The 20,804-nt window shown below is 61.9% G+C and carries 22 protein-coding genes; 12 read left to right on the top strand and 10 right to left on the bottom strand.

From position 1 onward, the window contains the following. Window positions 1-2: 2 nt before the first annotated feature. Together phnH and phnG are read right to left on the bottom strand one after the other, a co-directional pair. Window positions 3-626: a phosphonate C-P lyase system protein PhnH gene (gene phnH / locus AC1DPR_RS03995; RefSeq protein WP_113470504.1), complete on the bottom strand. Its 624-nt coding sequence runs from the start codon at window positions 624-626 to the stop codon at window positions 3-5. Next, the gene (phnG, locus tag AC1DPR_RS03990; protein ID WP_018855269.1) at window positions 626-1,093 is read right to left on the bottom strand and encodes a phosphonate C-P lyase system protein PhnG; all 468 of its coding nucleotides are present in this window, start codon (window positions 1,091-1,093) and stop codon (window positions 626-628) included. The genes phnH and phnG overlap by 1 nt, the downstream gene beginning before the upstream one ends. Before the next feature lie 98 nt (window positions 1,094-1,191). Between phnG and phnF the strand changes: the two genes are divergently transcribed. Next, entirely contained in the window at window positions 1,192-1,923 is a 732-nt protein-coding gene (gene phnF, locus AC1DPR_RS03985; protein WP_477815784.1) for a phosphonate metabolism transcriptional regulator PhnF, read from the top strand. A gap of 59 nt (window positions 1,924-1,982) precedes the next feature. Here the strand turns inward: phnF and AC1DPR_RS03980 are convergent, their stop codons facing one another. Next, window positions 1,983-2,849, bottom strand: coding sequence for an oxidoreductase (locus AC1DPR_RS03980; RefSeq protein WP_477815783.1), 867 nt, complete (start codon window positions 2,847-2,849; stop codon window positions 1,983-1,985). An 86-nt stretch (window positions 2,850-2,935) separates the two neighbouring features. Between AC1DPR_RS03980 and AC1DPR_RS03975 the strand changes: the two genes are divergently transcribed. After that, entirely contained in the window at window positions 2,936-3,349 is a 414-nt protein-coding gene (locus AC1DPR_RS03975) for a winged helix-turn-helix transcriptional regulator (protein ID WP_477815782.1), read from the top strand. Window positions 3,350-3,413: 64 nt separating this feature from the next. Here AC1DPR_RS03975 and AC1DPR_RS03970 read toward each other — a convergent pair whose 3' ends face one another. From AC1DPR_RS03970 to AC1DPR_RS03940, 7 genes are all read right to left on the bottom strand, one after another. Then, complete coding sequence (locus AC1DPR_RS03970; RefSeq protein WP_018855273.1) at window positions 3,414-4,049, bottom strand: 2,3-bisphosphoglycerate-dependent phosphoglycerate mutase; 636 nt, start codon at window positions 4,047-4,049, stop codon at window positions 3,414-3,416. Window positions 4,050-4,070: 21 nt separating this feature from the next. Beyond that, complete coding sequence (dapB, locus tag AC1DPR_RS03965; RefSeq protein ID WP_018855274.1) at window positions 4,071-4,895, bottom strand: 4-hydroxy-tetrahydrodipicolinate reductase; 825 nt, start codon at window positions 4,893-4,895, stop codon at window positions 4,071-4,073. 17 nt (window positions 4,896-4,912) lie between these two features. Beyond that, on the bottom strand, window positions 4,913-6,700 hold the full coding sequence (locus tag AC1DPR_RS03960; RefSeq protein ID WP_018855275.1) for an ABC transporter ATP-binding protein: 1,788 nt from the start codon (window positions 6,698-6,700) through the stop codon (window positions 4,913-4,915). A gap of 95 nt (window positions 6,701-6,795) precedes the next feature. After that, entirely contained in the window at window positions 6,796-7,821 is a 1,026-nt protein-coding gene (locus AC1DPR_RS03955) for a glucokinase (RefSeq protein ID WP_018855276.1), read from the bottom strand. Window positions 7,822-7,857: 36 nt separating this feature from the next. Further along, complete coding sequence (locus tag AC1DPR_RS03950; protein ID WP_018116716.1) at window positions 7,858-8,238, bottom strand: methylglyoxal synthase; 381 nt, start codon at window positions 8,236-8,238, stop codon at window positions 7,858-7,860. 91 nt (window positions 8,239-8,329) lie between these two features. Continuing rightward, window positions 8,330-9,400, bottom strand: coding sequence for a penicillin-insensitive murein endopeptidase (gene mepA / locus AC1DPR_RS03945; protein WP_477815781.1), 1,071 nt, complete (start codon window positions 9,398-9,400; stop codon window positions 8,330-8,332). 118 nt (window positions 9,401-9,518) lie between these two features. Continuing rightward, on the bottom strand, window positions 9,519-10,091 hold the full coding sequence (locus AC1DPR_RS03940) for a hydrolase (RefSeq protein WP_477815780.1): 573 nt from the start codon (window positions 10,089-10,091) through the stop codon (window positions 9,519-9,521). A gap of 51 nt (window positions 10,092-10,142) precedes the next feature. On the opposite strand from AC1DPR_RS03940, the gene AC1DPR_RS03935 reads away from it, so the two are divergent. The 10 genes from AC1DPR_RS03935 to msrA all read left to right on the top strand — a co-directional run bounded on the left by AC1DPR_RS03935 (window position 10,143) and on the right by msrA (window position 20,743). Beyond that, window positions 10,143-10,757 carry a TetR/AcrR family transcriptional regulator gene (locus AC1DPR_RS03935; protein WP_018116713.1) on the top strand — a complete coding sequence of 205 codons (615 nt, stop codon included), beginning with the start codon at window positions 10,143-10,145 and terminating at the stop codon, window positions 10,755-10,757. A gap of 116 nt (window positions 10,758-10,873) precedes the next feature. Beyond that, a complete protein-coding gene (locus AC1DPR_RS03930; RefSeq protein WP_018855280.1) occupies window positions 10,874-12,712 on the top strand; it encodes an extracellular solute-binding protein in 1,839 nt (612 codons plus the stop codon). 157 nt (window positions 12,713-12,869) lie between these two features. After that, on the top strand, window positions 12,870-13,964 hold the full coding sequence (locus AC1DPR_RS03925) for a microcin C ABC transporter permease YejB (protein ID WP_018116711.1): 1,095 nt from the start codon (window positions 12,870-12,872) through the stop codon (window positions 13,962-13,964). Further along, the gene (locus AC1DPR_RS03920) at window positions 13,964-15,112 is read left to right on the top strand and encodes an ABC transporter permease (protein ID WP_018116710.1); all 1,149 of its coding nucleotides are present in this window, start codon (window positions 13,964-13,966) and stop codon (window positions 15,110-15,112) included. The genes AC1DPR_RS03925 and AC1DPR_RS03920 overlap by 1 nt, the downstream gene beginning before the upstream one ends. Continuing rightward, window positions 15,109-16,746 carry an ABC transporter ATP-binding protein gene (locus AC1DPR_RS03915; RefSeq protein ID WP_018855281.1) on the top strand — a complete coding sequence of 546 codons (1,638 nt, stop codon included), beginning with the start codon at window positions 15,109-15,111 and terminating at the stop codon, window positions 16,744-16,746. The genes AC1DPR_RS03920 and AC1DPR_RS03915 overlap by 4 nt, the downstream gene beginning before the upstream one ends. An 8-nt stretch (window positions 16,747-16,754) precedes the next feature. Then, window positions 16,755-17,714, top strand: coding sequence for a 2-hydroxyacid dehydrogenase (locus tag AC1DPR_RS03910; protein WP_026371528.1), 960 nt, complete (start codon window positions 16,755-16,757; stop codon window positions 17,712-17,714). A 90-nt stretch (window positions 17,715-17,804) separates the two neighbouring features. After that, on the top strand, window positions 17,805-18,110 hold the full coding sequence (locus AC1DPR_RS03905; protein ID WP_018116707.1) for a hypothetical protein: 306 nt from the start codon (window positions 17,805-17,807) through the stop codon (window positions 18,108-18,110). Window positions 18,111-18,281: 171 nt separating this feature from the next. Further along, window positions 18,282-19,586, top strand: a complete 1,305-nt coding sequence (pncB, locus tag AC1DPR_RS03900) for a nicotinate phosphoribosyltransferase (RefSeq protein ID WP_018116706.1) — start codon at window positions 18,282-18,284, stop codon at window positions 19,584-19,586. A gap of 108 nt (window positions 19,587-19,694) precedes the next feature. Beyond that, window positions 19,695-20,087, top strand: a complete 393-nt coding sequence (locus AC1DPR_RS03895) for a hypothetical protein (RefSeq protein WP_018116705.1) — start codon at window positions 19,695-19,697, stop codon at window positions 20,085-20,087. Between the two features lie 134 nt (window positions 20,088-20,221). After that, complete coding sequence (msrA, locus tag AC1DPR_RS03890) at window positions 20,222-20,743, top strand: peptide-methionine (S)-S-oxide reductase MsrA (protein ID WP_018855284.1); 522 nt, start codon at window positions 20,222-20,224, stop codon at window positions 20,741-20,743. The last annotated feature ends 61 nt before the right edge of the window (window positions 20,744-20,804 follow it).

Below are 20,804 nucleotides of genomic sequence, written 5' to 3'. Positions count from 1 at the left end.
GGTCACATCTCCGTCGCGGTGATCTTGGTGGTGCGCGGCAGGCAGACGAACCGGCTGCCCGAGGTCAGCACGATGTCGATGCCGCGCGGGAAGAGGGCGCGGTTCTCCGTCCAGAGGCGGAGGAAGGTATCTGGCAGGCCAAGCGGCGCGATGTCGGTGACCGTCTTGATGCCGGGGCCCATGAGCGCCAGCTTGCGGCCGCCTTCGATATCCGCCAGTTCGATGACAACGGTCGTCGAACGGTCCGGATACTCCTGCGTGCCTGCGGCGAAGAGACCGAACGACGACAGAGGTGTTCCGGCTTCGACAAAGGCGAAGCGCGCTTCGGCCTTCTCCGGCGTCACCGGCGCACCGGTATAGAAGCCGAGCCATTGCGGCACAGCGGATTTTGCCAGCCCTGATGACAGCCAGACGGGCGTGTCATGGTCGCAGAGCGTGAGGGCGATCGCGCCTGATGCAACGCCGAGCGGGGCCGGCGGCAGAGCATCGGGGGCGACCGTCTGGATCGTGCCCGGACGCGCCATCGCATCCATCATCAGCTTGAACACGCTCTGGGCGTGGAAGACCGGCTCGGCGAAGCCTCCGGCCAATACGTCATTCTTAGGAACTTCCGTCTTGAGGCTCATCAGTCGTCTCCGCGAACCATGGTGAAGAAATCGACGCGCGTTGCCGCCGTCTCGTCGGCCTTGCGGCGATCGGCATCGGCGACGCGGGAAGCGATCGGCTGAAGAAGCGCCTGCTCGACAAGCGGCTGCGTTACCGGCTCCTGCCAGAGGGCGTCGAAGATGGCTGAAAGTCGGGCCTTCTCGTGATCGGTGCCGAGCGCCTGGGCGTGACCGACGGTGCCCGATGCGAGGCGCACGGTGGCGCGGGTGACCGTTACCTCGCCGAGGTTGAATGGCGCACCGCCGCCACCCATCCGGCCGCGAATCATGACGAGGCCCGTTTCCGGTCCACGCACCGGCTGGACCGCAGGCTTTTCCGCCAGCTTGTCCCATGCCGCCAGCAATTCCTGCCGTTCCGCGCGAGCAAGCAGGTCGACGACGCGCTTGCGCCCACCTGCCGCCGTCTCATTCTTTTCCGCTAAGGTCATCGCCACATCCTTTAAATGTCTATTGATATAGACAACTATACAAGATATGTTTAGGCTTAAAACGCGGACGTGACAAGCGTGTGACATCGAGGAGCGAAATGGCTGGGCAGGTACAAAGACAGACGGGCGTGGCGCTCTGGCGGCAGATCGCCGATCGTATCCGCCAGGCGATCAGCGCCGGTGCCTATGACGAGACCGGCATGGTGCCGGCCGAGACGCTTCTGGCGCAGCAGTTCGGCGTCAACAGGCATACGGTCAGAAGCGCGATCGCAGCCCTTGCCCAGGAAGGGATCGTGCGCGCCGTGCAGGGACGCGGCACGCTGATTGAGTGCAAGGAGCGTCTGAACTTTCCGATCACCAGGCGGACGCGGTTCACGGCCGGGATCGGCGAGCAGGCGCGCGCGATGCGCGGGCTGCTGCTCAGTCACAGAGAGGAAAGAGCGGACGAAGAGGTGGCGCGCTGGCTGAAGCTGCGGGCGGGGGCGCCCGTGATCCGCATGGAGACGGTGCGCAAGGCCGACGACCGGCCGGTCTCGTGCGCAACGGCTTGGTTTCCGGCGGAACGCTTTGCGGGCTTGCCCGCAGTCTACGAGAAGACGGAATCGATCACCCGCGCCTTTGCCGACCTCGGCCTCTCCGACTATGTCCGCGCGACGACGGAGATCACCGCCGCCCATGCCGATGACGCCGACCTTGCCGCGCTCGAACTGACACCGGGAGCGATCGTGCTCATCACCAAGGCTGTCAACACCGATCTCGAGGGCGTTCCGGTGCAATACGCGATCACGCGGTTTTCAGCGGATCGCGTGCAGTTCACGATCGAGAACTAAGCGAAGGCGAGTCGTGTCGGGGACCCAGGGATTTCTGCCATAGCCCGCGAGCGAAAAGGCTATTTTCCCTCCCAAGGGAACTTTCCCGCACCCGCCCCGGGTTCGAAATCGGTGGAGACGCTGAGGTCGCGCCATTGCCGATGGGCCTCCGCCCTGACGGCATCGTTCTGTTCGACGCCGCGCACCGCATCGCTGCCGAGCAGCAAGCGCAGCGGCGGTTCGGCGAGGCTGGCGATGTAGACCACAGCAGCAGCCGCCTTCGCCGGGTCGCCCGGCTGCTTGCCGTTATAGTCGCGCTGGTAGCGAGCCATCTTGCCGACCGTGTCTTCGTATTCCGGGCGACCCTCGCGAAGTTGCGTGGACGCACCGGCGAAATCGGTCCGGAAGCCGCCCGGCTCGATGATCGTTACCTTGACGCCGAGCGGGCCAACCTCTCTGCTGAGAACTTCCGAGAAACCCTCGACGCCCCACTTGGCCGCGGCATAGGGCGCGCGACCGGCGGGGCCGATGCGGCCGCCGACGGAAGAAAACTGGATGATGTGGCCGAAGCCCTGCTCACGCATCAGCGGCAGGGCCGCCTTGGTGACGATGATCGTTCCGAACAGGTTGGTTTCGATCTGGGCGCGGAAATCGGCAAGGCTGGTGTCCTCGATCGATCCGACGTCGCCGTAGCCCGCATTGTTGACGAGCACGTCGAGGCGGCCGAACGTTTCTACCGCCGCCTTCACGGCGGAAGCAGCCGATTGTTCGTCGGTGACATCCAAAGATATCGTCAGGACGTTGTCCCCATAGCGCTCTTTAATGTCTTCAAGCTGCGAAGGATCGCGCGCTGTCGCGACCAGCTTGTGCCCTGCCGCCAGCACCGCCTCCGCAAGCGCCCTGCCGAGGCCGCGGGAACTGCCTGTAATCAACCAAACCTGTGACATCAGAAACCTCCTTGATCCGTCACGAGGGATATAGGCGAGGCAGTTTCATCTTGAAAGAAGGTACCCTGAGGATCTATACATACCTTATGGTAACTGTCCTGAACGATCATACATTCGACTTCTGTGAAACGCTGACGGACGAGGAGGACGCGCTTGCGCGCGCGATGCTGGAGCGCGCCAGTGCCAAATGGCCGCTGCGCGTCATGCACATATTGGCTGAGGCAAAAGGCCCCTTGCGCTTTTCGCGCGTTCTGGAACGGGTGGATGGGATCAGCCAGAAGGTGCTGACGCAGACGCTGCGGACGCTTGAGAGCGACGGCCTAGTGACGCGGACGCTCTACCCGCAGGTGCCGCCACGCGTGGAATACGAATTGACGCCGCTTGGCGGTGAGCTTCTGGTGGAGGTGGTGACGCTCTGGCAGTGGATCGCCAATCGTCTACCGGATTTCGAGGCTGCCCGGAAGAAGGCGCCTCAGGCGGAAAGCACGTCAGAAGGCTAAAAAGCCGGTGCCAACAAGTTGGAAAAGCGCCGCGCAGCAACAACAGATGCGCGGCGCCTTGATGTCAATGCGCGCCGGACATATCGCCGAGCACTTCCTTGGAAGCGACGGTCGAGTCGGCGTTGAGCTTGTAGACCATGGGAACGCCCGTCGCGAGATTGAGCGCGAGGATCTGTTCCTTGGACAGGCGGTCGAGCACCATGACAAGCGAACGCAGCGAGTTGCCATGGGCAGCGACCAGCACCTTTTCGCCGCGCAGGACCCTGGGCAGGATTTCCGTCAGGTAGTAAGGCCAGACGCGGGCACCGGTGTCGCGCAGGCTTTCGCCGCCCGGAGGCGGTACGTCGTAGGAGCGACGCCAGATGTGGACCTGCTCCTCACCCCACTTGGCGCGGGCGTCATCCTTGTTGAGGCCGGAAAGATCACCGTAATCGCGCTCGTTCAGCGCCTGATCCTTGAAGGTCTTGAGGTCCGGCTGACCGACGTTGTCGAGAATGATCTTCAGGGTGTCCTGGGCGCGCTTCAGGTCCGAGGTGAAGGCGACGTCGAACTTGATGCCGTAATCGGCGAGCGCCTTGCCGCCGGTGTTGGCTTCCTGAATGCCGAGCTCGGTCAGTTCAGGGTCCTTCCAGCCGGTGAAAAGGTTCTTGAGGTTCCAGTCGCTCTGGCCGTGGCGAACGAGGACGAGAGTGCCGCTCATGAAAAATGCCTCCGAAATAGATTACTTTGAAGAAAGCCCGAGCACGTCGAGCATGGAATAGAGACCGGGCTTCTTGTCGCGCGCCCAGAGCGCTGCCTTGACGGCACCGCGGCCGAAGATCGAGCGATCGGTGGCGCTGTGCGACATCGTCACCGTTTCGCCTTCTCCGGCAAAGATCACCGAATGCTCGCCGACAACCGAGCCGCCGCGCAGCGTGGCAAACCCGATTGTGCCCTGCTCGCGCGGACCGGTGTGGCCGTCGCGCACCCGCACCGAATGCGAGGCGAGATCGACGCCCCTACCCTTGGCAGCCGCATCACCCAAGAGCAGCGCCGTGCCCGAAGGGGCATCGACCTTGCGCTTGTGGTGCATTTCAAGCACTTCGATATCCCAGTCTGCGGGATCCAGCGCACGAGCGGCCTGCTCGACAAGAACGCTGAGCAGGTTCACGCCGAGCCCCATATTGCCTGATTTGACGACACGGGCGTGACGCGCCGCAGCCGCGATCTTCGCATCGTCATCAGCAGAGCAGCCGGTCGTGCCGATGACATGGACAATGCGCGCCTGCGCAGCCAGCGCCGCGAACTCCACGGTGCCGGCGGGCGACGTGAAATCGAGGACGCCTTCGGCATGCAGAAAGGCCGCCAGCGGATCATCGCCGATGATAACGCCATTCGCGCCGAGACCGGCAATTTCGCCAGCATCCTTGCCGACGAAGGGAGAGCCCGGACGTTCGACCGCGGCATGCAGCGTCACGCCATCGATGGCGTGGATGAGACGGATAAGCGTCTGCCCCATGCGCCCTGCCGCGCCAACTACAACCAGTTTCATCGCAGCATCGGTCATGTCAGTCGATCATCCTATCAGCGGGCATCCGAGGCGGCTGGCCTCTGAAGATTGTTGAGGCGAGCGTAAAGACCGTCGCTACGCTGCGCAAGGCTATCGTGATTGCCTTCTTCGATGACGCGGCCCTGTTGCATGACGACGATCTTGTCGGCGCGGACAACGGTGGACAGGCGGTGGGCAATGACAACCACCGTGCGTCCGACCATGGCGCCATCGAGTGCCTTCTGCACCGCGGCTTCCGACTCCGTGTCCAGTGCCGAGGTCGCCTCATCCAGGAGCAGGATCGGCGCGTTGCGGACAAGGGCGCGGGCGATCGAAAGCCGTTGGCGCTGGCCGCCGGAAAGCGTCACGCCGTTCTCGCCGACCGGCGTGTCGTAGCCTTGCGGCTGCGCCAGGATGAACTCGTGCGCATAGGCAAGGCGCGCGGCGCGCTCAACATCCTCATCCGTCGCCTCCGGGCGGCCGTAGCGGATGTTGTCGCGGATCGAACCTTCAAAGAGATAGGGCTGCTGGGAGACATAGGCCAACTGCTCGCGCAGCGACCGTTTCGTCACATGCGCAATGTCCTGACCATCGATCAGGATCTGGCCTGCCTTCGGATCGTAGAAGCGCGGAATGAGCGTGATGATCGTCGATTTGCCGGCGCCCGACGGCCCGACGAGCGCCGTCGTCTTTCCGCCATCGGCAACAAGGCTGACATCGCGAAGAACTTCATCGTCGCCATAGGCGAAGGAGACATTGCGGAACTCTATCTTGGCTTCCGTCACGACGAGCGGCTTTGCGCCGGGCACATCGCGCTGATGCGGCACCGTATCGAGGAATTCATAGATCATGCGGGCGTTGACGACAGCACGCTCCATCTGCACCTGAAGACGTGCGAGGCGGCGCGCCGGATCATAGGCGAGCAGCAATGCCGTTACGAAGGAGAAGAACGCGCCCGGCGGAATGTTGTTATAGATCGTCCCGTAAGCGGCATAGGCAAGGACGCTCGCCACCGCCAGGCCGGCGAAGCTTTCGGTAAGTGGCGCCGTGCGTTCGGACAGGCGGGCGATGCGGTTGGCGCGCCATTCCGCGCTTTGGACAAGCTTGTCGACCTTCTGCTCGAGCTGGCGCTCCATGGTGAAGGCCTTGACGATGGCGATACCCTGGATGGTTTCCTGCATCGCACCGGCGACGTGGCTGTTGACGTTGATCGCCTCCTTGGTTGCCACGCGAAGCCGCTTCGACACGTATCGCAGTGCATAAAGAAGAGGCGGCGCCAGAACAAACACCGCCAGGCTGAGCAGCGGATCCTGAATGATCATAACGGCGAGCAGGGAGACGAACGTCAGGAGATCGCGCACCGTCGACGTGATCGTCAGGTTCATCACATCACGGATGCCGCCGATGTTCTGATTGAGCTGTGCAACGACGTGAGCCGAGCGTGTCTGGTTGAAGTATCCGAGCGACAGCTTCATCAGGTGCGCATAGGCACGCTGCTGGTACCGCGCCACGATGTTGTTGCCGATCTTCGACAGCACCACCGCCTGACCGTAGCTTGCAAAGCCGCGCAACACGAAGGCTACGAAGATGGTGAAACAGATCACCCAGACGATGTCGGCACGTCGGTGTTCGAACGCCTCGTTGATGACAGACTTCATGATCCAGGCGGTGTACGCCGTCGACAAGGCAACGATGACGAGGCAGCTGATCGCGAAAACATAGCCCCAGAGATGATCCCGGCCGTTCTCTGCGATGATGCGCTTCAAGATGCCGGTGATGCTGTCGCTGTTTACGGGCGTCTGCTTGGTGTCCGGTGCTTGCAAAAATCAGTCTTCCTGTGTGTCAGGACACGCATGTCCTCATGACTGCGTGCGCTCGCGCGGGTCTATAAAGAGTTGGCAGCCTTTTGACCAGAGTGTTACGCCCGCCAGCGGCGGCCGTCGGTCGAGACGCCGAAGCTCTCGGGGTTGCGGGCATAGGACGAGAGCCCTGCGACAGCCGCAAGCGGGTGGGTGACGACATAGGTCGGGATCGTCGAAAGCAGCTCGGAATGCGGCGCCTTGTCCTCGAACGCGGCACGGAATTCCGGCTTCTTCAGCGCCGGCAGGATCTTCTGCGAGATACCGCCGGAAAGGAAGACTCCGCCGCGGGCCATGAAGATCATCGCCATGTCGCCGGCGACACGGCCGAGATAGGTCGAGAACAGGCTGATCGTCTCGACGGCAACCGGGTCGGAGCCGGCGAGCGCGTGCGAGGTGATATCAGCAGGGTCGGCGTAAACGGGCTCGATGCCATCCGCCGTGCAGATCGCCAAGTAGAGATTGACGATACCACGGCCGCAAAGGATCTGCTCTGCCGAGACACGGCCCTCAATCGTTTCCACATGCGGGAAGATCTGCAGGTCTCGCGCGGTGCGTGGCCCGAGATCGACGTGACCACCCTCGCCCGGCACCGGAATCCATGAGCCGCGTGCATGGACGAGGCCGCCGACGCCGAGGCCGGTGCCGGGGCCGAGGACGACACGGGATGCGACCATTTTGCCCGACGCATCGCCAAGGCGCTCGCGGTTCTCGTCCGAGAGGTTGGCAATTGCCAGGGCCTGCGCCTCAAAGTCGTTGACAACGAGCACGTCCTCGATGCCGAGTCCAGCGATCATCGTGCGCGGGCGGACAACCCAGTCGCAGTTCGTCAGCGGGATCTCGTCCGCGCTGATCGGTCCGGCGACGGCGAGAATCGCCGAGCGCGGCCGCAGGCTGCTCTTTTCGAGAATGCAGCTTCGGATCGCATCGTCGATCGTCTCGAAATCGGCGGTGCGGACATTCGGAAAATGGATCTGCTCTGCCGTGGCGTCGGGGATGATCGCAAAACGGGCATTGGTGCCGCCGATATCGCCGATCAGGATCGGGAAGGGCATGGCGGTGTCGCGGGTATCGAGCTGGGGCATGGCAGGTTCCGTGCGTGCGCGCTATTCAAGCGCCGGTTACGCGTGAAGGGTGGCAATAAGCTTGTCGGCGGTCGCTTCGTTCAGCGCCATCGGGATATCGTAAACGATTGCAAGCCGCATCAAAGCCTTGACATCGACATCATGCGGCATCGGCGTCAGAGGATCGACAAAAAAGATCAACACGTCGACTTCGCCTGTGGCAATCAGGGCACCGATCTGCTGGTCGCCGCCGAGCGGGCCGCTCTTCAAGCGTGTCACGTCGAGGTCTGGAGCAGCCTCCAACACGCGGCCGCCGGTCGTGCCGGTGGCGACGATCTTCCAGTTCGCGAATGTCTCGCGGTGGCGGCGTGCGAACTCCGCCATGTCGTCCTTCTTCTGGTCATGCGCAATCAATGCAAGGCACTTGCCGCCGGCCATGAAAAGGACCTCCGCCTGAAAATTCAATCGATTTGGCTGCTTCTATACGAAGCGTCCGTCTTTTGAAAGACCGTCGCCCCCATGGCAACGCCTACTCACCGGACGGCTTGTCGTCCGGCACCGGGCCAATGTCAGGCAGTGCATCGTCGGATGCCGCTGCAGGCATCACCGCCATCGGCGCAATCGCCGGAGCGCCGGGGGTTCCACCAAACGTCGCGGCCTGAATGGAGTCGACGGATGGCGCTGCGAGAACCGACGAGCAGGAGTTCGGAAGATCGGAGACCATGACTTCGCGCGGCTTGGCGGGCTTCGTGCCGGGCTTTGGCGGCTTCGGCGGCGCCCATGGTTCCTTCGTGAACCACCATGCGAGCGGCTTGCCGCATCCATCATCGGCGGGCACCGGCGCTTGCGGCTTGCAAGAGGTTGTGCCCGGCGGGCACTTGATGCGGATGTGGAAGTGTGAATCGTGACCGTAGATCGGCCGCAGCTTGCCGAGATTGGTGCGGTCGCCCGTCCAGGTGTCGCACATCTTCTTCTTGATGGCCGGATTGACGAAGATCCGCTCGACCTGCGGATAGCTCGCCGCGCGCATCAACAGGCGGGCGCGCGATTCGGTCCAGACATTGGGATTTATCGTCAGAAACGCATTCTTCTGCAACATCGTCGTGAAAGGCAGCGTTTCACGTTCCTCGATGCTCAGGGGATGAGCGGGCATTGGCGTCAGCCAGACATCTGCATCAAGTCCGATCTGGTGCGAAGCATGGCCGTTGAACATCGGCCCGCCGCGCGGCTGCGAGATGTCGCCGACGAGCAGGCCCGGCCATCCATCATACTGTGCCGCATCACGAGACAGCCGCTCCAGGAGCGAGATCATCGCCGGATTGCCCCAGCGGCGATTGCGCGAAAGCCGCATGGTCTGCCAGGTCGGCCCATCGACCGGCAGCGCGACAGCGCCGGACATGCAGCCTTTCGCATAGAAGCCGAAAGGCTGCGCCGCACCCTGGTTCGGCAGGGAGACGGAACCGAAAATCGCCTTGGCGCTCCCGGGACTCGGTTGCTTCTGTTCGGCGCCGGCTTCGCCGGCAACAAGGCTTGCGCCGAGCACGCCGGCGAATGCCAATTTCAAAAAAGTCTGGAAAGTCCTGGTGGTATGGAGAGCCATGCCATGTCCTGAGCGTCTGCGGGCCGCGGCCGAGTGATTTGCGATCGAATCTACCGTGAAAAGCAATTTTGGTGAATCGATGTTTTCGCCCATGCCCAGTCAGGCAGCATTGTGAGGCTCAGGCGTTAGCAAGGATGTCGGCGGTTTTGCGCACCCGGGCAAGGCGCGGGAAGATGCGCTCGCAGGCAAAGGCATGCATCTCGGCCGAGAACGTCGTCATCGCATCCTCGACGGCGATGACCGCATAATTGTGCGCGAAGGCATCGCGAATGGTGGCCTCGACACCGAAATTGGTGGCGATGCCGGTGAGAATCACGGTCTTGATGCCGCGGCGGCGCAGTTGCAGGTCGATTTCAGTCCCGTAAAAGGCGCTCCATTGATGCTTGGTGATGCGCACATCGGGCGTGAGCGCCGCGATCTCAAGCGGCTCGCGCAGGGCTTCGGCCGGCAGTCCACCCTGTGGGAAGACAATCGGCTCGTCAGTCGGCTGGTTGACAGCATCGGCATAGTCTGCGGAAAATCCGACAGTCACGAAAATCGTGGTGCCGCCGGCGGATTTCAGCGACTTGGCGATCGTGGCGGTATTTTCGATTACCTGCTGGGCGGAATGGGGCGCGACAGGCCTGGAAATGATGAAGCCCTGCAGATCGATGGAGATCAGGGCCGTGGTCTTGGGATCGTAGAGGGACATGGAAGGCTCCAAAATAGATATGAGGATATCCTCACAATTGAAAGTATGAGGATGCCCTCACAAAAATCAAGCCTGGATCCGACGAAACGTTCGCCGAAGCAGAAGCGCGGGCGGGAGCGCGTTGCCGTTCTGACCGAGGCGGCAGCCAGGGTGTTTCTCGACAAAGGCTACGAAGCCGCGACGATGACCGAGATCGCTGCCGAGGCGAAGTCCTCGATCGGCTCGCTCTACCAGTTCTTCCCGACCAAGGTGCTTCTGGCGGAAGCGCTCCATCTCGAACGGCTGCGGCAGCTCAACGCGGCGCTGGTGGATCTGCAGGCGACCGTGGACGGCAAGCGTGCGGCGGAAATCGGCGACGCGATATTTGCCCGACTTGGCGCCTTTCTCGAGGAGCATCGTGAGTTCCCTGTGCTGGCGGCGCGCCGGGACATTCCCAAGGAACGCAAGGTGCAATCGCGGGCAGAACTGCGCGGCAATATCACCGCGCTGCTGCGCAAGGCCGCGCCGTCGATTGGCGACGACGTGGAGTTGCTTGCGGCACTGGTGCTTGAACTCCTTCGGATCATCGTGACCGCAGCGCACGATCCGGATCTCGGAGGCGACCCACGCATGACGGCGGAACTGCGTGGAATGCTGAGGAAACGACTGGAGGAAGCAACGACCTGACGGGCCGCAGCCTTGGTCACGATCCCGCGAGCCGGACAAAAACTGTTGGCTCACCTGTTTTTCGCCTGTTTTTCGCCTATTGTCGGCGAAAGCAGAAAAACAATCGGGGTTGGCGAATGGCGCTTACGTGGTCGAAATTTGGTGTGGTGTTTTCTCTTCTCGGCGCAATGGCGCTGCCCTTGCAGGCCGTTGCCCAGGAGCCAAATTTCCAGATCGGCAGTTCCGTCATCAGCGCGCTGAAATACAAGCCGGGATTCAAGCATTTTGACTACGTCAATCCGGATGCGCCGAAGGGCGGCAACTTGCGGCTTTCCGCCTCCGGCACCTACGACACCTTCAATCCGCTGCTTTCGAAGGGCGAAACGGCAGTCGGTCTGACGCTGCCTTTCGAAACGCTGATGAAATCGGCCGACGACGAGCTGCTCGCCTCCTACGGCCTGTTGGCGGAAGGGCTTTCCTTTCCCGACGACGTGTCGAGCGCGACCTTCCGGCTGCGCACGGAAGCCAAGTGGGCCGACGGAAAGCCGGTGACGCCTGATGACGTCGTCTTCAGTTTCGACAAATCGAAGGAGCTCAATCCGCTCCTGTCCAACTACTACAAGCATGTCGTAAAGGCCGAGAAGACGGGCGAACGCGACGTGACCTTCACCTTCGACGAGAAGAACAACAAGGAGCTTCCCAATATCCTGGGACAGCTGACCGTGGTGCCGAAGCACTGGTGGGAGGGCGCGGGACCGGACGGCAAGCCGCGCGACATTTCCAGGACGACGCTCGAGCCGGTGATGGGATCCGGCCCCTACAAGATCGCTGCCTTCGCGCCGGGCGCGACGATCCGCTACGAGTTGCGCGACAACTACTGGGGCAAGGACCTCAATGTGAATGTTGGCCAGAACAATTTCGGCTCTATCACCTACACCTATTTCGGCGATCGGGACGTGGAGTTCGAGGCCTTCCGGGCCGGCAACAGTGACTATTGGCAGGAGACGCAGGCGGCACGCTGGGCGACCGGCTATGATTTCCCCGCCGTCAAGGACGGGCGCGTGAAGAAGGAGGACGTCCCCAACGCACTGCGCGCCACTGGCATCATGCAGGCTCTGGTGCCGAACACCCGTCGCGATATCTTCAAGGACGAAAAGGTTCGCGAGGCGCTGAATTACGGCTTCGACTTCGAGGAGCTGAACCGCACCGTCGCCTTCAACACCTACAAGCGCATCGACAGCTATTTCTGGAACACCGAGCTTGCCTCCTCGGGTCTGCCTGAGGGCCGGGAGTTGGAGATCCTTGGTGGCCTCAAGGACAAGCTGTCGCCCGCGGTCTTCACTACGCCCTATACCAATCCGGTCGGCGGCGATCCGCAGAAGAGCCGCGACAACCTGCGCAAGGCGATCGGGCTGTTCAAGGAAGCGGGCTGGGAGATCAAGGGCAACCGCATGGTCAATACCAAGACCGGCAAGCCGATGAGCTTCGAGATCCTGCTGTCGAGCCCGATGCTGGAACGCTGGGCGGTGCCTTATACCAACAATCTGAAGAAGATCGGCATCGATGCGCGCGTCCGGACCGTGGATGCCTCGCAATACACCAACCGGGTGCGCAGCTTCGACTACGACATGATCTGGAATGTGTGGGCGCAGACGATGAACCCCGGCAACGAGCAGGCCGACTATTGGGGCTCGGGATCGGCTAACCAGCAGGGTTCCCGCAACTATGCGGGCATTGCCGATCCGGCGATCGACGCACTGATCCGCATGGTGATCTTCGCCCCCAACCGCGACGAGCAGGTTGCGGCGATCAAGGCGCTCGACCGCGTGCTCCTAGCGGGGCACTATGTCGTGCCGCTGTTTTATCGCGGCACGCAATCGATCGCCTATTGGAACACCGTCACGCGGCCGGCCGAATATCCGACCTATGCGACCGGCTTCCCCGATGTTTGGTGGTCATCCGCCGCGGCAAAATGAGCAGGCTTGCATTGGCCTGACGGCTGGGCTCCAAATGAACCATGCGAATCAGGACAAGGCGTAACGTGCCTGCCCACACCACGAGGAGACCGCACGGATTGAACGGCGATAGACTGGACAGCGCTCGACGCAAGCTTTCCCGGAAAGGTCCTTACTAATGGGCGCCTATATCTTTCGCCGCCTGCTTTTGATGATCCCGACGATCATCGGCATCATGGCCATCTCCTTTACTGTCATCCAGTTCGCACCCGGCGGTCCGGTCGAGCAGGTGATTGCGCAACTGACCGGCGATGCGCAGGGCGCGGACTCGCGGCTTTCCGGAGGCGGCGGCGACCTTCTCGGCGGCGGCGGTCTTGACGAAGGCGGCTCGAAATACCGCGGCGCCCAGGGGCTCGATCCTGAGCTCATCGCCAAGCTCGAAAAGCAGTTCGGCTTCGACAAGCCGCCGCTGACGCGCTTCGGCGAGATGATGTGGAACTACATCCGCTTCGACTTTGGCGAAAGCTTCTTCCGCAACACCTCCGTGCTGAACCTGATCAAGGAGAAGCTGCCGGTCTCGGCTTCGCTCGGCGTCTGGATCATGATCTTTTCCTACGGCATCTCGATCCCGCTCGGCATCCGGAAGGCGGTCAAGGACGGCTCGACCTTCGACGTCTGGACCTCTGGCGTCATCATCATCGGCTATGCGGTTCCGAGCTTCCTGTTCGGTATCCTGCTGATCGTGCTCTTTGCCGGCGGATCCTTCTATGACTGGTTCCCGCTGCGAGGCCTCGTCTCCGACAATTTCGACCAGCTCGCCTGGTGGCAGAAACCACTCGACTATTTCTGGCACCTGACGCTGCCGCTGATTTCGCTTTCCCTGGCAGCCTTCGCGACGACGACGCTGCTCACCAAGAACTCCTTCATCGAGGAGATCAAGAAGCAGTATGTGGTGACCGCCCGGGCGAAGGGGCTGAACGAACGGCAGGTGCTCTACGGCCACGTTTTCCGCAACGCCATGCTGATCATCATCGCCGGCTTCCCCGGCGCCTTCATCTCCGCCTTCTTCACCGGCTCGCTGCTGATCGAGAACATCTTCTCGCTCGATGGCCTAGGGCGGCTCGGCTATCTCTCGGTCGTCAACCGCGACTATCCGATCGTGTTTGCGACGCTCTACATCTTCTCGCTGCTCGGCCTGTTCGTCAGCCTGATTTCCGACCTGATCTACACATGGATCGATCCGCGCATCGACTTCGAGCGGAGGGAGGTCTGATGGACACCGCCGCCAATCCGACGACCGCAACGCCGGTCAAGCCGCCGCGCAAGGGCCTGCTGTCGCCGACCAACATCCGCCGCTGGAAGAATTTCAAGGCCAACCGGCGCGGTTACTGGTCCTTGTGGCTGTTCCTTGTGCTGTTCGTGCTCAGCCTGTTTGCCGAGTTCATCGCCAACGACCGGCCGATCGTCGCCAGCTACAAGGGCGAGATCCTCTTCCCCGTCCTGGTCAACTATCCCGAAGAGAGGTTCGGCGGGTTCCTCGCCGAAACGGACTATCGCTCCGACGTCATCGCGGACGAAATCAATGCCAATGGCTGGATGATCTGGCCGCCGATCCGCTACTCCTATCGTTCGGTCAATTCGAACATCCCGCATTCTGCGCCGACTCCGCCCTTCTGGCTGATGAGCAAGGAAGAGCGCTGCTCCGGATATCCGCAGGGAGCGGCCGATCCCGGCTGCAATTTCGGCAATCTCAATTGGCTCGGCACGGACGATCAGGCACGAGACGTGCTTGCCCGCGTCATCTACGGCTTCCGCATCTCCGTGCTGTTCGGTCTGGTGCTGACCATCTGCTCGGCCGTCATCGGCGTCACCGCCGGCGCCATCCAGGGCTATTTCGGCGGCTGGACGGATCTGCTGCTGCAACGCTTCATCGAGATCTGGTCGTCGATGCCGGTGCTCTACATTCTCCTGATCATCGCGGCGATCCTGCCTCCCGGCTTCTTCGTGCTGCTCGGGATCATGCTGCTCTTCTCCTGGGTTGGCTTCGTCGGCGTCGTGCGCGCCGAGTTCCTGCGGGCTCGCAATTTCGAGTATGTCAGGGCGGCGCGAGCGCTGGGCGTCGGCAACCGGACGATCATGTGGCGCCACCTGCTGCCGAACGCGATGGTCGCGACGCTGACCTTCCTGCCGTTCATCCTGTCGGGCTCGATCACGACGCTGACCTCGCTCGACTTCCTCGGCTTCGGCATGCCGCCGGGCTCGCCGTCGCTCGGCGAGATGATCGCACAGGGCAAGGCCAACCTGCAGGCGCCGTGGCTCGGGCTGACCGCGTTCTTCACCATGTCGATCATGCTGTCGCTGTTGATCTTCATCGGCGAGGCGGTTCGCGATGCATTCGATCCCAGGAAGACGTTTCAATGAGTGACGCTGCCGAAACATTGCTGTCCGTTCGCGATCTCTCGGTGGCATTCCACCAGGGCGGCGACACATCGCTGGCTGTCGATCACGTCTCCTTCGAGATCCGCAAGGGCGAGGTCGTGGCGCTGGTCGGCGAGTCCGGCTCGGGCAAATCCGTCTCCGCCAATTCGATCCTGCGGTTGCTCCCCTACCCCGCGGCCAGCCATCCCTCCGGCGAAATCCTGTTCAAGGGCAAGGACCTCCTGAAGGCATCCGACAAGGCGTTGCGTGAGGTGCGTGGCAACGACATCACGATGATCTTCCAGGAGCCGATGACCTCGCTCAACCCGCTGCACACGATCGAGAAGCAGATCGCCGAGATTCTCGAGTTGCATCAGGGTGTGAAGGGACAGGCCGCGCGCAAGCGGATTCTCGAACTCCTCAACCAGGTCGGCATTCGCGAACCGGAAAAACGGCTGAAGGCTTACCCACACGAACTTTCCGGCGGCCAGCGGCAACGCGTGATGATCGCCATGGCGCTCGCCAACCGGCCGGAGCTTTTGATCGCGGACGAGCCGACGACCGCGCTCGACGTCACCGTGCAGGCGCAGATCCTTGAACTGCTGCGGCAATTGAAGGGCCAGCATGGCATGTCCATGCTCTTCATCACCCACGACCTCGGCATCGTGCGCAAGTTCGCCGACCGGGTCTGCGTGATGACCAAGGGCAAGATCGTCGAGACCGGCACGGTGGAAGAGGTCTTCCGCAACCCGAAGCACGACTATACCCGGCATCTCCTGGCGTCCGAGCCGCGTGGCGAGCCACCGCGTACAGACTCCTCGAAGCCCATCGTGATGCAGGGATCGGATATCCGCGTCTGGTTCCCGATCAAGGCCGGGCTCATGCGCAAGGTCGTCGATCATGTGAAGGCCGTCGACGGCATCGATCTGCAGCTGCGCGCGGGCCAAACGCTCGGCGTCGTCGGCGAATCCGGTTCCGGCAAGACGACGCTCGGTCTCGCGCTGACGCGGCTGATCTCGTCGCAGGGCCGGATCAGCTTCGTCGGAAAGGATATAGCCAGCTATTCATTTACGGAAATGCGGCCGCTGCGCAACCAGTTGCAGGTCGTGTTCCAGGATCCCTACGGCTCGCTCAGCCCCCGCATGTCCGTCGGCGACATCATCGCCGAGGGGCTCAAGGTGCATGAACGGTCGCTCTCCTACGAAGAGCGCGACCAGCGTGTCTGCTGGGCGCTGGAGGAAGTGGGACTCGATCCACTCACTCGCTGGCGGTATCCGCACGAATTCTCCGGCGGACAGCGTCAGCGCATCGCCATTGCCCGCGCCATGGTGCTCAAACCCCGCTTCGTGATGCTGGACGAGCCGACATCGGCGCTCGACATGAGCGTCCAGGCGCAGGTCGTCGACCTCCTGCGCGATCTGCAGAAGAAGCACGATCTCGCCTACCTCTTTATCAGCCACGACCTGAAGGTGGTGAAAGCGCTGGCGAACGACGTCATCGTCATGCGTTTCGGCAAGGTCGTCGAACAAGGATCGTCCGCCGACATCTTCGGTGCGCCGAAGGACGACTATACCAAGGCCCTGATGGCTGCCGCCTTCAACATCGAGGCGGTCCCGACGCCCGCCGTCCAACAGTGAAGATTATCATGCCCGCAAAGCCGCCCATTCTCGTCGATCTGAAGTTCGATCCAGACACCGTTGCCGGCATCCTGAAAACCGCCTTTGCAGATCGCGGCAGCATCAATCTCGCCGATCCCGCCAACAAGGATCGCGATCTGACCGGCATCGACTATGCGCTTCTCTGGAAGCCGGACCCGGACCTTTTCAACCGCGCCCCCAATCTCAAGGTCATCTTCTCGGGTGGCGCCGGCGTCGACAGCTTCATGAACCTGCCGGGCCTGCCCGATGTGCCGATCGTTCGCTTCTCCGACCGCAGTTTGACGACTCGCATGAGCGAATGGGTGGTGATGCAGTGCCTCATGCATCTCCGGCAGCAGCATCAGCACGACAAGGATCAGCGGGCGCGCATCTGGGGCAGGCTGGTACCGCCGGAGGCGGCCGAAATCACCGTCGGCATCATGGGCCTTGGCGTGCTCGGCCAGGACGCGGCCTACAAGCTGAAAGTCATGGGCTTCAACGTCATCGGCTGGTCGCGCAGCCGCAAGGAAATCGAAGGCGTCGAGACGTTCAGCGCCGATCAACTCGATGAGTTCCTGTCCAAGACGGACTTTCTCGTCGGGCTACTGCCGCTAACGCCCGAGACGACCGGCTTTTACAATGCAGCGCTGTTTTCAAAGCTGCGGCAGGGCGGCGCGCTCGGCAAGCCAGTGTTCATCAATGCTGGGCGCGGAAAGAGCCAGGTGCAGGCCGATATCGTCGCCGCGGTCGAAGGCGGCGTGCTCGGCGGCGCCTCGATCGACGTCTTCGCCGTCGAGCCCCTGCCCTCCGATGATCCGCTCTGGGGGCTGGAGAACGTGTTCATCACACCGCACGACGCGGCCGTATCCGACGAAACCGCCCTTTTCCGGCATGTCGAACGCCAAATCGCCCGCTACGAGGGCGGCGAGCCGTTGCAATTCGTCGTCGACAGGCAGAGCGGTTACTGACGGCAGGAACCATGCCGCTTTCCATTCGTTTTTCTCCGAGATGAGGTGCCAGGCCGATGTCGGCTCGCGTGATATCGGAAGGAGACAAGCATGGCTCAGCAGACGGAAACGCGCTGGGAAGAAGCGGATGGCAAGGTTCATACCGAGGAAACGATTTCGCCGGTCAAGGCGAAGCAAGGCCGCATGGGCACCCGTGTCCTGATGGTGTTGCTCGTCGCGCTGGTGCTCGCCTTCATCGTGTGGATCCCGGTCGAAATCTGGGGCAAGAAGGAAGCCGTGGAGGTTGCTCCGCAGCAGCCAGGACAGCAGATTCAGTCGCAGCAGCCAACACCGGCACCGTCTCAGCCGCCGGCATCGAACCCGGCACCGGCTACGCCGAATGCCCCCGCGCAATAGAAACGGGGCGGGTCACGCGGTCACTACGAAGCATCCTGTCGGACGGCCGGCAGGTTGCTTTTCTGTTTGCGCTGGACTTTACCGGCTGATTTTTCGATAAGAAACGCACGAGCCGGTCTTCGTGCGTCGGCTTATGACGCGACGTGTCCGGTTTGGGAATGGGCGGAGTTCATGGCCAAGACCGATATCGCAAGGCGCGTTTACAATCACACCTGGAAGCTCGATCCGATTGTTCGCAGCCTGATCGACACAGACTTCTACAAGCTGCTCATGCTGCAGATGATCTGGAAGCTCTATCCAGACGTCGACGCGACGTTCACGGTGATCAACCGCACCAAACGCGTGCTGCTGGCCGAAGAGATCGACGAGGGCGAACTGCGGGAGCAACTCGACCATGCGCGTTCGCTCCGCCTCTCCAAGAAGGAGATGATCTGGCTCGCTGGTAACAGTTTCTATGGGCGCGCGCAGATCTTCGAGCCTGAATTCCTGGCCTGGCTCTCTCATTTCCAGCTTCCCGAATACGAGCTGTCGAAACGCGATGGTCAATATGTGCTCGACTTCCACGGATCGTGGAAGGACACGACCATGTGGGAAATTCCGGCACTTGCCATCATCAACGAGCTGCGCTCGCGCTCCGCGATGAAGGCGCTCGGACCGTTCACGCTCGATGTGCTCTACGCCCGCGCCAAGGCACGGATGTGGGAGAAGGTGGAGCGGCTGCGCGAATTGCCGGGGCTGCGGATCTCGGATTTCGGCACACGCCGCCGCCACAGCTTCCTGTGGCAGCGCTGGTGCGTCGAGGCTCTGAAGGAAGGCATTGGTCCTGCGTTCACCGGCACCAGCAACGTCCTGCTCGCCATGGACTCCGACCTCGAAGCTGTCGGGACGAACGCCCACGAGCTGCCGATGGTGGCGGCCGCATTGGCCAAGAACGATGCGGAGCTGCGCAATGCCCCCTACAAGGTTCTACGCGACTGGAACAAGCTTTATGGCGGCAACCTGCTGATCGTGCTGCCGGATGCGTTCGGCACGGCCGCCTTCCTGCGCGACGCACCCGAATGGGTCGCCGATTGGACGGGCTTCCGGCCGGATAGCGCCCCGCCGATCGAAGGCGGCGAAAAGATCATCGACTGGTGGAAGAAAATGGGCCGCGATCCGCGTCAGAAGCTGCTGATCTTCTCGGACGGGCTCGATGTCGACGCGATCATCGACACCTACAAGCATTTCGAAGGCAAGGTGCGCATGAGCTTCGGCTGGGGCACCAACCTGACGAACGACTTCGCGGGCTGCGCGCCGACGGAAATCTCGGGGCTCAACCCGATCTCCATCGTCTGCAAGGTCAGCGACGCCAACGGCCGGCCGGCCGTAAAACTGTCGGACAATCCGCAGAAAGCGACCGGCGACGCTACAGAGGTCCAGCGTTACCTGAAGTTCTTCGGAACCGAAGACCGCGTCGACCAGGCGGTGCTCGTCTAGCGCTGCCGCCTGGCTCTCTCCAAACACATTCCCTTGCGCTCCGGCCACATTGTCGCCCAACCGTGACTGATGCTCGGCGGGATGATTCCCCGCTTATGGAGAAAGACTTTGAAGAAAGCCTCAGTTGCCGCAATCAGTATTGCCGCGGTGGCACTCGCGACACCGACCCTCGCTGCCGAGAAAGCCGCCACGTCTTCGCTGATTGGCACGCCGTGGATCGAGACCAAAGCCCAGTCCGACCTGCCAGGCCCGATGATGATCTTCCTGCCGAAAGGCAAATTACTGATCGACTCCTGCTGGGAAACCTATGCTCTCAGGACTTGGAAACAGGCGTCTTCCAAGGAGATTTCATGGGATGAGGACGGCGCCATCATACACGCCAGGATCAAGGCCGTTTCAGCCGATGGCCTCACCCTTCAAATCACTGCCGGCAAGGATATCGTCGAGCGGACCTATGCTGCTGCAAAGGCTCCATATGTCTGTCCGGATATGAAGCGGTAGTTTTCAACCGCCAATCCTGAAACGGCGGCGGCGATACGCAGTCTGGCAAAATGCCACGCCAGTCCCCATTTAATGTCGCAAGAAATGGGTGCCGATGTTTACCGCCCATTGTTTGACTGGAAAGGACGTTTCCAATGACCGTAGATCGTGCAGTACTGGCGGGCGGCTGCTTTTGGGGCATGCAGGACCTCATCAGGCGGTTCCCCGGCGTCGTATCCACTCGCGTGGGCTACACCGGTGGCGAGGTCGCCAATGCGACCTATCGCAATCACGGCAATCATGCCGAGGCGATCGAGATCCTGTTCGATCCCGCCAAGACCAGCTACCGCGACATCCTCGAGTTCTTCTTCCAGATCCATGACCCGACAACGGTGAATCGGCAGGGCAATGATCTCGGCGCCAGCTACCGGTCGGCGATCTTCTACGCCAACGACGAACAGCGTGCGACCGCCGAGGACACGATCGCCGACGTAGACGCCTCGGGTCTATGGCCCGGAAAGGTCGTTACCGAGGTTGTTCCGGTCAGCGATTTCTGGGAAGCGGAACCCGAGCACCAGGACTATCTGGAACGCATCCCGAATGGCTATACCTGCCACTTTGTACGGCCAGGCTGGAAATTGCCGAAACGCGAGCAAAGGGCCGCGGCTGGCCAATGAGGCATTCCTCGATCCGCAGTGGGGATCGTATGCTCTAGACAAAATAAGGCCTTGCCGTCAC

It is taken from the genome of Rhizobium sp. 01T417 (assembly GCF_056398905.1).
The sequence above is the reverse complement of the archived record's forward strand: the minus strand, read 5'-3'. Positions and strand labels throughout refer to the sequence as shown.